The 12317-nt window shown below is 56.3% G+C and carries 13 protein-coding genes; 8 read left to right on the forward strand and 5 right to left on the reverse strand.

Annotated elements, in window-relative coordinates:
• Positions 1 to 237 precede the first annotated feature (237 nt).
• On the forward strand, positions 238 to 1458 hold the full coding sequence (locus HU752_RS20970; RefSeq protein ID WP_186675816.1) for a HEAT repeat domain-containing protein: 1221 nt from the start codon (positions 238 to 240) through the stop codon (positions 1456 to 1458).
• Positions 1459 to 1619: 161 nt separating this feature from the next.
• Here the strand turns inward: HU752_RS20970 and umuC are convergent, their stop codons facing one another.
• Both umuC and HU752_RS20980 read right to left on the reverse strand, forming a co-directional pair.
• Positions 1620 to 2906, reverse strand: coding sequence for a translesion error-prone DNA polymerase V subunit UmuC (gene umuC / locus HU752_RS20975; RefSeq protein WP_186675813.1), 1287 nt, complete (start codon positions 2904 to 2906; stop codon positions 1620 to 1622).
• Positions 2896 to 3324 carry a LexA family protein gene (locus HU752_RS20980; protein ID WP_186675804.1) on the reverse strand — a complete coding sequence of 143 codons (429 nt, stop codon included), beginning with the start codon at positions 3322 to 3324 and terminating at the stop codon, positions 2896 to 2898. Before HU752_RS20980 ends, umuC begins: the two co-directional genes overlap by 11 nt.
• 102 nt (positions 3325 to 3426) lie before the next feature.
• Between HU752_RS20980 and HU752_RS20985 the strand changes: the two genes are divergently transcribed.
• From HU752_RS20985 to HU752_RS21010, 6 genes are all read left to right on the forward strand, one after another.
• Positions 3427 to 4116, forward strand: a complete 690-nt coding sequence (locus tag HU752_RS20985; RefSeq protein ID WP_186675802.1) for an SOS response-associated peptidase family protein — start codon at positions 3427 to 3429, stop codon at positions 4114 to 4116.
• Between the two features lie 552 nt (positions 4117 to 4668).
• The gene (locus tag HU752_RS20990) at positions 4669 to 5079 is read left to right on the forward strand and encodes a hypothetical protein (protein ID WP_186675801.1); all 411 of its coding nucleotides are present in this window, start codon (positions 4669 to 4671) and stop codon (positions 5077 to 5079) included.
• Positions 5080 to 5314: 235 nt separating this feature from the next.
• Positions 5315 to 5518 (forward strand): hypothetical protein, encoded by a 204-nt coding sequence (locus HU752_RS20995; RefSeq protein ID WP_186675800.1) that lies wholly within the window; start codon positions 5315 to 5317, stop codon positions 5516 to 5518.
• A 507-nt stretch (positions 5519 to 6025) separates the two neighbouring features.
• On the forward strand, positions 6026 to 6463 hold the full coding sequence (locus tag HU752_RS21000; protein ID WP_186675799.1) for a hypothetical protein: 438 nt from the start codon (positions 6026 to 6028) through the stop codon (positions 6461 to 6463).
• A gap of 335 nt (positions 6464 to 6798) precedes the next feature.
• Positions 6799 to 7191, forward strand: a complete 393-nt coding sequence (locus tag HU752_RS21005; RefSeq protein WP_225920046.1) for an antitoxin Xre/MbcA/ParS toxin-binding domain-containing protein — start codon at positions 6799 to 6801, stop codon at positions 7189 to 7191.
• Between the two features lie 175 nt (positions 7192 to 7366).
• Entirely contained in the window at positions 7367 to 7633 is a 267-nt protein-coding gene (locus HU752_RS21010) for a type II toxin-antitoxin system ParD family antitoxin (RefSeq protein ID WP_186675795.1), read from the forward strand.
• Between the two features lie 337 nt (positions 7634 to 7970).
• Here the strand turns inward: HU752_RS21010 and HU752_RS21015 are convergent, their stop codons facing one another.
• The 3 genes from HU752_RS21015 to HU752_RS21025 are packed head-to-tail and all read right to left on the reverse strand — an operon-like array spanning position 7971 to position 9761.
• Positions 7971 to 8405, reverse strand: a complete 435-nt coding sequence (locus HU752_RS21015) for a single-stranded DNA-binding protein (RefSeq protein ID WP_186675793.1) — start codon at positions 8403 to 8405, stop codon at positions 7971 to 7973.
• A gap of 2 nt (positions 8406 to 8407) precedes the next feature.
• Positions 8408 to 8980, reverse strand: a complete 573-nt coding sequence (locus HU752_RS21020) for a DUF3158 family protein (RefSeq protein ID WP_186675778.1) — start codon at positions 8978 to 8980, stop codon at positions 8408 to 8410.
• A gap of 4 nt (positions 8981 to 8984) precedes the next feature.
• On the reverse strand, positions 8985 to 9761 hold the full coding sequence (locus HU752_RS21025; RefSeq protein ID WP_186675771.1) for a PFL_4669 family integrating conjugative element protein: 777 nt from the start codon (positions 9759 to 9761) through the stop codon (positions 8985 to 8987).
• A gap of 303 nt (positions 9762 to 10064) precedes the next feature.
• Between HU752_RS21025 and traD the strand changes: the two genes are divergently transcribed.
• Positions 10065 to 12167, forward strand: a complete 2103-nt coding sequence (gene traD / locus HU752_RS21030) for a type IV conjugative transfer system coupling protein TraD (protein WP_186675768.1) — start codon at positions 10065 to 10067, stop codon at positions 12165 to 12167.
• Positions 12168 to 12317 lie beyond the last annotated feature (150 nt).

The raw sequence follows: 12317 nt of genomic DNA on the forward strand, positions 1-12317 counted from the left end.
AACCTGCCCCCTTTTTCAAGAAGAAAGCATTAACAACACATCTTTTCTAGCACGACCAATTAGTTAGGCAACTATTATGCCAATGAAAAGCTTCTGTGCAGCCCCTCACTTCCGCCATTGCTGGACAAGTGCCTAGGTGCCGACTAGCGTTGATCCAACCACCACTTTAATCACATGCACTCATTGGGCTGTTGAGTCTAGTGGTGACTCACTTATAATCAGCAATCCGGAGCAGCCATGAACGACAAGTCAGAGCCCGACAAACGGTCAGTTGAGACAGGCCCAATTTTTTACTCAGCCCTAGTTATGGGGTTGATTATGATTGGAATAGGCACCTTTTTCGAAGTAATGCACTTTGGGAATTTCACATTAAAAATTTTCATGTTCTGTACGGGGCTAGGAATAATTCTTGGGGCCTTTGGCTCTAAGGCCAGCGTCACCCTACCGGGCCAATCAATGACGATCATCGGGTGTGCAGCTCTCGCAGTCGTCATATTCTTTATAATTCTGGACCGAATGGACGGACGTTACCTACGTATAAAAATAGAGGGGGACACTAGAGAGGCTACGATGGTTTTCGAGGGCGACAATGATTTTTTTGGATCCCGATTAAAAACCAGTTATGACTTTGTAGTTTTTGACAAGGACATTGTTCGCAAAAAACTGGCTCTCATCGTCAACATTGGTGATAGAGAACAAATATTTAGCTGCATTGATGCCGCCTTATTAAGACCACATCTAGGATCAGGAGATACCCTTCAATGGCGTTATAATTCTCAGGATGCAAGCCTAAACGACGAGACCAATAAATTAATTGCCAAGGTTGGCCCATGTCCCAGCGGAACCAGTACAGGCGTTGTTGTTGAAGTAATGCCCGCTATTGATGGTTCGTCTTGGTCGCTAATGCAAACGGCTTATGCGGACGAGGGAACTCCAACGGTTAATGAACTAATCAATAATTTGAATTCTGACAGTACCTATGTGAGGCGCGACGCCCGCTCTGAGCTCGGAAAAAAGGGAATGTCCGCTGCAAAACCCCTGTTAACCAAAGTACAGAGCACTGACAGTTCCTATCGAACAAAGCTTGGGGCGCTTGTCTCCCTCAATGAAATTGCTCAATCAAATGCTGGTCAAAGCGGAGCACTGAAAGCAGTTGTTGAAGAAGACGATTTGAAGGCTCTAACCAAAGCGTCCGCAAGTGACGACGGCACCGTACGATCCTACGCAACCAATGTCCTAGTCAACTTAAAGGATCCGCGTGCTATTCCTTTGGTCATTCAACAGTTTCCAGAATCAAGCGAAGACGGCCAACGTAACCTGTTAGTGGTCCTTAGTCAGACGGTCCCCCTTGCCGATGAAAAACAGAAACAATCCGCGGCTGAAATTGCGACATCGGTCGAACCGAAAGATGAGGCTACGTCAGTGCTGATTAAATCTATCCGGGCTGCGGCCGAGTGAATTCTTGATCGAAGTAACCGTTAGAACGTATCGGCACCATTAGCGACCTTTCATCATTGTACAGGCGCAACGGCAAAATAGGTTGCGGCATGGAACAGGCTCTTTGCAAGCTTGAGGCGTACCCTCTCACGCCGGCAAAGAGCCTTTTCTTACATAATTTCCTATATCCGGCCTACCGTCCACAGTTGATCCAGCCGCGTCGTGTAACTGCGACTCATCATCTCCCGACGCATGCCCCATTCAGGGTTCGTCGGGACGCTGGCGGCGCGCAGGGTGCCCCTGCCCCAACGCTGGTTGATCTGGTCCAGGACGGTCATGACCTTGGTGGCCTCGGCCGGCTGTGATTCGGCGAACAGGTCGCCGGTGTACTCACCGCGCTGACAGAGGTTGAGCAGCAGGACCTCGGCCTTGCTGTACCGAAAGCCAGGCCTGAAAAGCTGATCCAGAGCGTCGACGGCCATTTTGGTCAGCAGGCGCACATCGTCCGTGGGGTACGGCAGATCGATCACCACCCCATTGGCGTACTTGGCCTCCTCCGGGTTGAACATTCCCGTGCGGATGCTGACCTGAATCTTCTTGCACAGGGACTGTTGGGCCCTGAGCTTTTCCGAGGCGCGCATCATGTAGGTGGCGACTGCCTCCTTGATCGGCGGCAAGGTCAGCAGGCGCTGGCCGAACATCCGGCTGCAGCAGATCTCCTGCTTCGGCACATCCGGTTCATCCAGCTCCAGGCACGGCGTACCGGCGAGCTCCCGGGCGGTCTTCTCGATCACCACGCTGAAGTGTTTGCGCAGCATCCAGGGGTCGGCCTGGGACAGCTGCCAGGCGGTCCTGATGTCCATACCCGCCAAGTGCGCGGTCATCTTGCGGCCAATGCCCCATACCTCGGATACATCACAGGCCTTGAGCAGCTTCTCTCGGCGGTGCGGTGCCCGCACATCCAGGACGCCGCCCAACTGAGCCTGCCACTTCTTCGCGCCGTGGTTAGCGAGCTTGGCCAAGGTCTTGGTACCGGCGATCCCCACCCCGACTGGAATGCCGGTACTCCTGAGCACCTGGGCCCGTATACGGCGCCCCAATGGTTCCAGCGGCTCAGTCATGCCGGTGAGTTCTGCGAAGGCCTCATCGATGCTGTAGACCTCGAGTGCCGGCACCATAGACTCGATTACGCTCATGACCCGCTGGCTCATGTCGCCGTACAGCGCGTAATTCGAGGAGAACGGCACGATGCCGTGCTGACGCAGCTTGTCCCGGATCTGGTAGTACGGCTCGCCCATCTTGATGTGCGGCTTGGCGTCCGCCGAGCGGGCAATCACGCAGCCGTCGTTGTTGCTCAGCACCACAATGGGGGTATGGGATAGGTCCGGCCGGAACACACGCTCGCAACTGGCGTAGAAGCTGTTGCAGTCGATCAGCGCGAAGGCTGGCGTTGGAGACTTAATGGCCATGGCTGCGCACACTGAAGGTCACTACCCCCCAGATCGACAGCTCATCGCCTTCCATGACGTAGCGGGACGGGTACCGCGGGTTCTCCGACATCAGGATCACCTCGGGGCCTTGTTTGCGCAGGCGTTTGCAGACCGGCTCATTGTTCAGCAGGGCGACGACGATGTGCCCGTGCAGCGGCTCCAGGGAGCGATCCACCACGGCCAGGTCACCGTCGAATATCCCAGCCCCCTGCATGCTGTCACCCTGAATCGAGACCAGATACACATGGGGTGCGCGTATGTTCAAAAGCTCGTCCAATGAGATCTGCCGCTCGATGTGATCAGCGGCCGGTGACGGGAATCCCGCCGGCACCTTGAAGGCGCAGAGCGGCAGCGCAGCGCCACCCTCTGCCAGAGGACCTAAAATGGTAAAGCTCATGACGCACGACTTCCGAAATAACTGTACGAATATACAGTTAACGTTGTAGGCGTCTTGCGGTCAATTCAAATGAAGGGATTGCGACAGGCGGAGGGGTTCGGCATGTGCGGACGATTTGCGCAGTACCAGGGCATGGCCGACTACCTGCGTGAGCTTGTGGCCGAGCAGGACGTCATCAGCGGCTACGACAACGAGCCGATCGCCCGCTACAACATCGCCCCCACCACCCGCGTGCTGATTCTGCACAGCGTGGAGGAAGGCCTGCGCATTGATCCGGTGCACTGGGGTTGGGCACCCTTCTGGGCCAAGGGCAAACGTCCTGATCCCATCAACGCCCGAGTCGAGACGGTCACCACCGGCAAATTCTTCAAGCAGCTCTGGCCGAACGGGCGAGCGCTGGTGGTGGCAGACGGTTGGTACGAGTGGGTGAAGGATCCGGACAACCCGAAGAAGAAACAGCCGTACTTCATTCGGCTCAAGAGCCAGGCGCCGATGTTCTTCGCCGCACTGGCCCAGGTGCACGCCGGGCTTGAACCGCATGAAGGAGACGGCTTCGTGATCATCACCGCCGCCAGCGACCAGGGCATGGTGGACATTCACGATCGGCGCCCACTGGTCCTGGCCCCCGAACACGCCCGTGAATGGATCGATCCCGACCTCTCCCCCGCACGTGCCGAAGGCATCGCCAAGAACCTCTGCCTGCCCGTCGACGACTTCGAGTGGTACCCCGTCGGTACCGCAGTGGGGAACGTCAAAAATCAGGGGGCGGAGCTGATACTGCCCCTACGGTAGTGAATCAACAGGAAGGAGTACATTTGTACTCCTTCCTTTCTAGGCCACCTATACGGCAGTGAATCTCAAGGTAGCCATACTGTATTCGCAGGCACTCCTTGCCTTGATCAGCAGTGCAACAGGCCCTGCTGATCGACTGTAGCGCTACCAGTGTGAGGCTCGAACTGCCAAGGCGTTACAAGGCGCTTTTCGGTATTGCACTACAACATCTATGGGTCTCCTGACACACTTGGTAAGACACGAAATAGCCTTCCGAAAATACGCCGGTTTCCTACGTGATATGGGCATGGGAGAATATTGTGTGCGTCTACGGTGGTGACTAGAGTCCGAGGGTCGCTGCACATTCAGCGATGCGGGTTTCGCAGCCCGGTCGTTAAGTAGGCGCACAGCGCCGCGAAAGCGGCTTTTTTGTGTCCGCGTCATGGCGGGCTGTGCGCAGGAGGCTTATGCCTGCCGGTTCCTACTTACCGGTCTGCGAACCTGCGTTCAGCTCGCCACCCTTGTGTCGCAGCAGGAGTGGATGAGCCCCTTTCTCTAAGTAGGAGTGCCTCCATGGCCAAGAAAATCACCCCCGACCCTCCGCCCTGCATAACGTCCAGCCTGGCGGAAAAAGCCGCCTACCTGCGCAAGGTCATGCATGAATCACTGGCGCAGATTCAATCGGCGCCATCTGATAGCCAGGAGCCGATTCTGCTCGATATGCTCACCACGACAGCCTTCAAGACTGTCGAGCCTGATACGTCCTTCGCACCGTCATTGTTCTCTGTTCAACCAGGCATCACCGCCAAGGTCGCGCTTAACCAGGTATCGGAGTTACTCCGGTACGCCGAGTTGAACGCCGATGAAATCTGCCCACGACTGGAGGGCTTCGAGCGAGATCTGCTTATGGGGATGATCCATTCGGTTGCTCTCTCACGAACCGTCGTAGAAGCCCTGCTTGAACAGGCGTCACAGGCCGCCTAAGGGTGACGTAAACCGGTAGCTGCATGACTGCGGCTATCGGCATTTCATGGGAGTACCTACTCGGAAAGGTTTACTGCAGTGGAGACTTTGACAACCCACCGCACTGACACTCATCGTTCAGAAGCATAGCGCTGCCCCTGCCAACACAATGCCGAAGAAAAGCGGAACTGAGGGCCAAGCGGCACTGCTATGCATCCCCTGAAGTGATGGTTACAGCGACAAGGAGAAGAAAGAAATGGCAAATCTTGCCAGTAAAACCGACATCACTAGGGGTCAAATCACGCCCAATGAAGATATCGCACAATTGTTGGCAGCCGTCGCCAGTCTTGAAGCCAAGCTAGAGAGGCTGTGCGAAACGCTGACATGGCACTGCTTCATCATCATTGCCGCGTGGACGGTCTGCCTGATCGCAGGTATCAAGTACATGCTGAACACCTGAGCCCTCCCCACCCGTAACGGGATTTCAACCGCAGTACTCAAGCGCCTAATTGCCTGAAGAAGAGGTGTCACGGCGCACAACTTCCAAGGCATTCCCATATGCCCTGTTGACCTTTGAATTCAACGGCATTGAAAGCTGGCCGCTGCCCCGAACGCAGGGCTTCTCACACGTACGTACGCAAAGCCAAGCAGGTTCCTACAACCCCTTCCGAGTACCTCCTACATGGTTCGCGAAGAAAGATTGCGATGATTCTCCAAGCGTCATATTGATCATGACCGCCCCGAAAAAGGCAGTTGAAGACAGGGCTTTGTCAGCAACATACCAAGAGGCGTTGATCTGAGAACGAGGGTGCGCAACGCCACAAGACCAACTCTCAGGTTGCGAAGCTCCAAGTGATGCGTCCGCTCGACTGCCAGTGCAGTCAATGGAAGCGAAGTAGAACGTGAGGCTAACCCATACGGGCCTTGCTCGTCGCGGCAGGCTCCCCTAGTGAAATCTGGAGGTCTGATGAATCCGGAAACGACTCTATACAAGACGCAGGCCAAGTCCAACGTCACAAAGCAAAATGCTATGTCTATCATTGCGTCGTTGGATGAGGCGATGACTTCAGCCTTTGCCAGAAAAATTGATCTTCAAGTTCTTCGTACTGAACTTAAGAATGAGTTGAGGGTACTTCGTTCTGAAATGAAGACTGATCGCGTGGTACTGAAATCTGAGCTAAAGACTGATCTCATAGGACTACGCTCTGAACTGAAGGAAGATATCATTCAGGTTCGTTTTGACCCAACAGTAATGCGCGTCGAGCGCAAGACACAAATCACGAAGCCTCAAACAATCGGAGAAAACCCGCTGAAAGGCGTGATAGACGGATTCACCCTGTACGTGTGCATCATCACCGCCGCATGTTTAGTCCTGATACACGCTGTGCTGAACTACCTCCCGTAGGCTTTTTGGGGTTTATCCCAGGGGGGAATCTTCCCCCTCGTTAGGAAGTGTTCGCCACGCTTTGCTTCGTCAACCTATCGGGAGGGTCACGGCGAGAGGGTAGCAGCCTGTTCAACGTCCCCCTCCCATCCGCCGGCTACTGCTGAATGGACACTGATTGAAGGTGTAAGCGCCCACCACCAGGAGAGTTAATGCCCCGGGCTAGTCGACGTTTTCCCGAATCCTTCAAACACGAGTCGGTAGACCAAGTGCTTGCCGGCACACCGCTTCATCATTTAGCCGAGACACTGGTCCCCCGCACGCCCCCCTCAAAACGCTTGCTCAAGGAAGCGACCATGCTGGTGCAGGCTCGCAGGGCCGTTCTGAAAAGTGGTGACTGGCTGACCGCTGCAGAGGTGGCACTGCTGGTAGGTCTGAACACTCGCTATCCCAGTGCACAGCCAAACAAGTGGAAGCAACAGGGCCTGATCTTTGCGATCAGCCACAGAGGCGTGGACTACTTCCCAGGATACGGGCTCGATCCTGACGCAGACTTCCTGCCAGCCCAAGCCCTGGCGAAGATCATCGAGGTGTTTGCGGGCCACAAGGACTGCTGGGGCATGGCCTCCTGGCTCCATTCTGACAACAGCATGCTTGGCGGAAAACGACCTCAGGAGCTGCTGACGTCTGCCCCTGACCGGGTCATTGCCGCCGCCCTGGATGAGGTTCAAGAGATCGCTCATGGCTAGAGCAAGGCAAGGCGATTCCAAGACAGAACGCAGGCACAACACGAGAGTGCGCCCCTAATAAAAATGGTCTTTCACGATATGCCTCAGACCGTGAGCTAAAAGCTCTGCCAAGAGGAAACTGGAGGATCACATGCGCCCGAATGTCGAGATCACAAAAACACCGTAGGAGCACACCATGTCCGCAAAAAGAGTGGTCCTGACCGCTAACCCCGATCAGGTCACCAATGACCTTTTTCTCTCTGCCCGTGATCAGCACACCGGTGATGCCGTACACGAAGAACCCAACTCAATAAAACAGCTCGAAGAGGAAGACCGCACCAAGCTCAAGACGTTGCGCTGTAGCATCTCAACGGGACTGATGGATCTTGCACAAGGACGCTTCACTGAGAGTAGCGGCGAGCAGTTGGAGCCTCTACTGACTCACATCACGGATCAGCGCTAATGCAGGCGTTACAAGCTCATGCAAGCACCTTGAAATCAAGTAAATCCGACCACCACAAACATCTCTGGAGTTGGCCTGCCGGCAGTCCCGTTTCTACCGGCGCCACGTCTTCAGTCATTGATCGTTTGCCTTTCACCAGTCAGCGGCAGAGACACAAAAAACCATGTCACCTGACCGATACACCTCGCCCAGGCCATCTCGCTCACAGCCTTCCCAAATCAGCCCGAAACTGAGATTTGCACGCAAAGCCGGCACGCGGTGAAACACACAACCGAACTTAGGCGTCTGCTGATGAGAGATTAAAAATCTGCCTCTCCCGGGGCTGGTGATTGGGGCACTAATGCGCGCCATCATTGGCAGAGAGCGGAATGTGCATCTGCTCATCAACTTCAGGTGCAGAGCGCTCTTGGACGACCATGAAGACCCGATCAACGCGGTGAGGCAAAATACCCACCCGATCAGCCCTCACCTTCATGGTTCGGCACTCGTTGCCTTTGTCGTCTTCCCACTTTTCCATAATCATCCGCCCAACCACCAACACTCGCATGCCTTTGGTGTAAAGCGTTGAGTAATGCTCGGCATCCTTGTGCCAAAGGTCTACACCGGCCCAAAACCCACCTCGGTCCTCGTATTCTCCAGCTCTGTTGGGAATCGAATTATCGAAGTACACATTGAGCCTCAAAAGCCGCCGCGGATCGTTATTGCCGTTGGCGATTTCTCGGTACTCAGGCTTGGTACCGATGTTTCCCTCACCCCAAAAGTAGGTGGCCATGCTCAGTTCCCTCCGGCATGAAGTTGGGTATGATGAGCCAGTCGCGCCAGGTAGGCTTTGTCAGCAGCCTCTACCTTATTGGCACACAAGAACGCCTGGCGCCCCATGCTGTGGACCAGACTGATCTGCATGTTGATGACGATCCGCTGCAACTCCAGAGCGTACAGGTCAGAGATCAAGTTGATCGGCGTCTGCTCATCAAGAATCAACTCCCGCCATAGATCGGTCCCCATCCGAGAACGGTCTGCTCGGCACCAACGCAGAAAAACGGTCCCTGCCCCAGTCGACTGTTTGACCAACCGTATGGGCAGCAACGTGAACGGGTACCGCTCGGCCTGCGCCAGCACTTTTTCGATCGCCAGAGCAATCAAACCCTGAGCCAACGCACTGCACTGCTCTCCGAATTCAACAAGCTCCCCCTTACCCTTAAAAGGCTTTAAAAGCCCTTTAGGGAAGGCAATGTGTTCCAGCGCCTGGAAGGCACTCTGTTCCAAAGGCTGGAAGGCAGTGTGTTCTGCGCCACACCCCCAAGCCGTCGAACCCAAACCGTTGTCCTGCCCTTGTGAAGTGACCATCGCATCACCCCTCCAGAGCCTGAGGTATGGCCTGCAACGAGGTTTGCCCAGGACCCGCGCCGTACCACACAGGCCCTCCTTCCTCCTCCAAGAAGCCACGCGCATCATCCCTGCGACCACGAATAATCCTGGGCGCAAACTCAGCCCTTCGCCGGCCCTCCAACACCGCCAACGGCAACTCTCCAAAGGCCTCTCTCGCCTCACGAGCCCGCTCGTTATCGGCGGCAAAATCAGCACGCGTCACTTTCGCAAACTTGTACTGCTGCGCCAGTCCAAACAGACTTCGCAGCACATAACTCGCTTCATCGATCCGACTCTCCATGCCCTTGCGGCCAATCAGCGCGACATGTCGAGCATGCTGTAGACGCCGAACAATGCCGTCATAGGTAATCAGCAGATACAACGCCAAAAAGCCAAACGGTGAACCGATGAACATCGGCAGACTGACCGGCCGAATACTGAAGTTCTCCCCTGCGGATATGGCACTCGGAACTTCACTCAGCAGCAAATCCACCTCCAGGTGAATGTGGGTCAGCTCGACCTTGCAGCGGTGCAGCTTCTCCTCGATACGAATCAACCAGTAGTCGGCATAGGGATCATCCCTTTCGGCATCGTGACAAATGCGGCCGATCAAACCGGCAAAACCGAGAAAGCCCATGATTGCGGTCTTGCTTTCACTGGCCGGTCTTCCTTGCCAGATACGTAAAGCTTGGCGGGTATGCAACGTCAGTTGCATGGCACTGCGCAGTGGCCCAATTGGGCTCTGAATGGCGTCAGACATTGATGGCTCCTGGCTGAAGTATCGAGCCGTCAGTGTCATCAGGAACTCCATGCCCATCAGCCAGAAAACAGAATCTGATCCATCGGGTTTTAACTCGCCACCGACGCTGAACCGCCGTCGATCAACCGCAGAAGACTGACCACTGTACCCAGAGCACCACCCCTTGAAACTCGCTCACGCCATTCCTGTTTGATGGCGGCGACACGCCTGCTGGTTCTGTAACTGTGCCCTCTAAACACCCGAGGACACCCACATGCCCAACTGCCTCTACTGCTCCAGCCATTGCGCCTGGAGACCGAAACCATGACCCAGCAACATACCGTCGAAGTACTCCTGCGGCCCGCCGTCGAGCTTTACACCGTTGCGGTGTGCGCACTCTGTAGTGGGGTGTGCTTATTCGCCCCCTGGATGTTCGGCCTGACACCCTTATTTGGTCTCATGACTGCAGTCATTTACCTGGCACTGGGGTGGGTTCGTCTTCGCCAGGGATTGATGGTGTTGCGCTACCGACGCAACATCCGCCGCCTGCCCCGATACGTCATCACCAGCCAACGCATCCCCGTGAGCAACCAACGGTTGTTTGTCGGTATTGGATTTAAATGGGAACAGCGCCACACCCAGCGCCTGATGCAGACCTACCGTCCGGAGTTCCGCCGGTATGTCGAACCCACAGCCCTCTTTCAAACGGCACGACAGTTGGAACAGCGTCTGGAAAAAGCCTCTTTTCCCCTGAGCCTGATTCCGCGGTTCACCACCTGGGACCATCCACTCAATCCCGTGCGCCCACTTCCAGCGGTGGGCGGCTCTCCTCGCCTACATGGTGTCGAACCCAACGAAGTTCCGGTCTCACTTCCCCTGGGCGAACGCGTCGGCCACAGCCTGGTGCTGGGCACGACTCGAGTCGGTAAAACCCGCCTGGCTGAACTCTTCATCACCCAGGACATTCGTCGCGAGAAACGCGTCAACGGTGTTTCGGAATTCGAGCCAGTCATTGTTTTTGATCCCAAGGGCGACGCCGACTTACTCAAGCGCATGTACGTCGAAGCCCGCCGCGCCGGTCGGGAAAAAGAGTTCTACGTCTTTCACCTGGGTTGGCCTGACTTCTCCGCCCGCTACAACGCCGTGGGCCGCTTTGGACGCATCTCCGAAGTCGCCAGCCGCATCTCCGGCCAACTCTCCGGCGAAGGCAACAGCGCCGCCTTTCGGGAGTTCGCCTGGCGCTTCGTCAACATCATCGCCCGGGCCCTGGTGGAGCTCGGCAACCGCCCTGACTACATCCAGATTCAGCAGCACGTGATCAACATCGACGCCCTGTTCATCGACTACAGCAGCGACTACTTCGCCCGTCATGACCCGGGCGCCTGGGATGCCATCGCGACCATCGAAGGCAACCTCAACGAGAAGAACACCCCCTTCAACATGCGCGGACGCCTCCCCCGGGTCACCGCGATCGACCAGTACCTCTCACGCACCCGCCTCTCCGATCCCGTCATGGACGGCCTGCGCTCTGCCGTGCGCTACGACAAGACCTACTTCGACAAGATCGTTGCCTCACTCCTCCCCCTGCTGGAGAAGCTGACAACCGGGCGCATGGCCGAACTGATCTCACCCAACTACAGCGCCCTGGACGACACCCGCCCGATCTTCGACTGGATGCAGATCATCCGTAAACGCGGTGTCGTGTACGTCGGCCTGGACGCCCTCTCCGACCCCGAGGTCGCCGCGGCCGTGGGCAATTCGATGTTCGCCGACCTGGTGTCAGTGGCCGGCCACATCTACAAGTTTGGCCTGGACGGCGGGCTGCACAACGCGGCCCAGGAGCAGAAGATTCCCATCAACCTGCACGCCGATGAGTTCAACGAGCTGATGGGCAATGAGTTCATTCCGATGATCAACAAGGGCGGCGGCGCCGGCATTCAGGTCACCGCCTATACCCAAACCATCAGCGACATTGAGGCCAAGATTGGCAACCGCGCCAAGGCCGGCCAAGTGGTGGGCAACTTCAACAACCTCTTCATGCTGCGTGTACGCGAGACCGCCACGGCCGAGCTGCTGACCAAACAACTGCCCAAGGTCGACGTCTACTCCACCACCCTGGTCAGCGGCGCCACCGACAGCTCCGATATCGAAGGCAATACCGACTTCACCAGCAACACCCAGGACCGAGTCAGCTCCACCAGCGTCCCCCTGATTGAACCCGCCCACGTCGTCAGTCTGCCCAAAGGCCAGGCTTTCGCCCTGATCGAAGGCGCCAACCTCTGGAAGATCAGGATGCCCCTGCCCGCCCCCGATCCCGATGACTGCATGCCCAAAGATCTGCAGACCCTGGCCGCCAACATGCGCAAGCGCTATGTCGACGGTGGCGGTGAATGGTGGGCTGGCGGAGGTACCCGCGAGTTGGACTAGCGCCCTACAACGGACCAACCAGCGACTGGATCTAATCCCTGATAAGCGACGCAAAAAACCACAGAAAAGTGTTGGTCAGCAGTGGCAATGGCGACCAACTGTCAGGAACCGCGATCGCTTGAGAGCAACGAACTGCCATCTCTACGCAGG

It is taken from the genome of Pseudomonas vanderleydeniana (assembly GCF_014268755.2).
Lineage (GTDB): Bacteria > Pseudomonadota > Gammaproteobacteria > Pseudomonadales > Pseudomonadaceae > Aquipseudomonas > Aquipseudomonas vanderleydeniana.

What these genes read in the sequence shown, in the direction of transcription:
- HU752_RS20970 (WP_186675816.1), top strand. Translation starts at nt 238, where the DNA reads ATGAACGACAAGTCAGAGCCCGACAAACGGTCAGTTGAGACAGGCCCA.
- HU752_RS21015 (WP_186675793.1), bottom strand. Translation starts at nt 8,405, where the DNA reads ATGGCCACCTACTTTTGGGGTGAGGGAAACATCGGTACCAAGCCTGAG.
- HU752_RS20990 (WP_186675801.1), top strand. Translation starts at nt 4,669, where the DNA reads ATGGCCAAGAAAATCACCCCCGACCCTCCGCCCTGCATAACGTCCAGC.
- HU752_RS20985 (WP_186675802.1), top strand. Translation starts at nt 3,427, where the DNA reads ATGTGCGGACGATTTGCGCAGTACCAGGGCATGGCCGACTACCTGCGT.
- traD (WP_186675768.1), top strand. Translation starts at nt 10,065, where the DNA reads ATGACCCAGCAACATACCGTCGAAGTACTCCTGCGGCCCGCCGTCGAG.
- umuC (WP_186675813.1), bottom strand. Translation starts at nt 2,906, where the DNA reads ATGGCCATTAAGTCTCCAACGCCAGCCTTCGCGCTGATCGACTGCAAC.
- HU752_RS21005 (WP_225920046.1), top strand. Translation starts at nt 6,799, where the DNA reads ATGCTGGTGCAGGCTCGCAGGGCCGTTCTGAAAAGTGGTGACTGGCTG.
- HU752_RS21025 (WP_186675771.1), bottom strand. Translation starts at nt 9,761, where the DNA reads ATGTCTGACGCCATTCAGAGCCCAATTGGGCCACTGCGCAGTGCCATG.
- HU752_RS20980 (WP_186675804.1), bottom strand. Translation starts at nt 3,324, where the DNA reads ATGAGCTTTACCATTTTAGGTCCTCTGGCAGAGGGTGGCGCTGCGCTG.
- HU752_RS21010 (WP_186675795.1), top strand. Translation starts at nt 7,367, where the DNA reads ATGTCCGCAAAAAGAGTGGTCCTGACCGCTAACCCCGATCAGGTCACC.
- HU752_RS21020 (WP_186675778.1), bottom strand. Translation starts at nt 8,980, where the DNA reads ATGGTCACTTCACAAGGGCAGGACAACGGTTTGGGTTCGACGGCTTGG.
- HU752_RS21000 (WP_186675799.1), top strand. Translation starts at nt 6,026, where the DNA reads ATGAATCCGGAAACGACTCTATACAAGACGCAGGCCAAGTCCAACGTC.
- HU752_RS20995 (WP_186675800.1), top strand. Translation starts at nt 5,315, where the DNA reads ATGGCAAATCTTGCCAGTAAAACCGACATCACTAGGGGTCAAATCACG.